This window comes from Janibacter sp. LM (assembly GCF_039631275.1).
Classification (GTDB): domain Bacteria; phylum Actinomycetota; class Actinomycetes; order Actinomycetales; family Dermatophilaceae; genus Janibacter; species Janibacter terrae.
In genome coordinates this window covers 1-1,055 of the sequence record NZ_JBDIVG010000085.1, presented here as the reverse complement: position 1 = coordinate 1,055, position 1,055 = coordinate 1, and the positions used below count along the sequence as shown (strand labels likewise).

Below are 1,055 nucleotides of genomic sequence, written 5' to 3'. Positions count from 1 at the left end.
GGGCCTTACCCCCGGATCTTGGACACGGGGTGTGATTACGCGGCGGTTGGCAGCGTAGCGGCCCGGCGGGCCTCGTAGGTGGACGGGGAGAGGTAGCCGCACCAGCTGTGACGGCGGCGGGTGTTGTAGCGGACGAGCCATCTGAAGACCTGCCGGCGGCAGGTCAGCTCGTCGGGCCAGCAGGCGGTGTCTTGGAGGACCTCGCGCTTCATCGTGGCGTTGAACGACTCCGCGAGGGCGTTGTCGGCCGACGAGCCGACGGCGCCCATCGACTGGGTGACGCCGAACTTCTTGCAGAGCTGGGCGTAGGCCTTGGAGCAGTAGATTCCGCCGACCGACCCGTGGTCGCTGTGGAAGATCGCGCCCTTGAGGCTGTCTCGGGTCGCGGCCGCGACGTTCAACGCTTCCTCGACGAGTTCGGTGCGCATGTGGTCGGCGATCGCCCAGCCGGCGAGCCGTCGGGAGTAGCAGTCGATCACGGTCGCCAGGTACAGGTTCGTCCCGTCCGCGAGCGGGAGGTAGGTGATGTCGCCGACGTAGCGCCGGTTGGGGCGCTCGGCGGTGAAGTCGCGCTGGAGCAGGTCGGGGTACTTCTGCCCCGACGGCTCGGGGATCGTGGTCCGCACCCGCCGCCTCTTCACATAGCCACGGATGCCCTCGGCCCGCATCACCCGCGCGACGCGCTTGTGGTTGACCCGCTCACCGGCAGGGGTGTTGTCGTTGAGCTCGGCGGTGATCCGCGGCGCACCGCAAGTGTTGTCCTCGGCGTGGACGGCCCTGATCCGCTCCGCGAGCTCGGCATCGGCCCGAGCTCGCTCTTCGCGTGCCGGGGCTGCCTTGAGCCAGGCGTAGTAGGAGGAGCGCTCGATCTCGACGAGCTCGCACAGTCGCTTCACCTCGAAGGTGGCGGAGTTGTCGGCGACGAACTGGAAGCGACTCACCAGCGCGTCTCCCCGGCGAAATACTTGGCCGCCCGCTGCAGGATCTCCCGCTCGGTGGTGAGCTTGGTGGTCTCGGCCCGCAGCGCCGCGTTCTCGGCCTCCAGTCGGTCGATC

Annotated in this window: 1 pseudogene; it reads right to left on the bottom strand. The window is 68.7% G+C overall.

Annotated features, from left to right (window positions below):
• Nucleotides 1-35 precede the first annotated feature (35 nt).
• Nucleotides 36-1,055 (bottom strand): annotated as a pseudogene (locus ABC138_RS17545) (IS3-like element ISTesp3 family transposase); the annotation flags it as partial.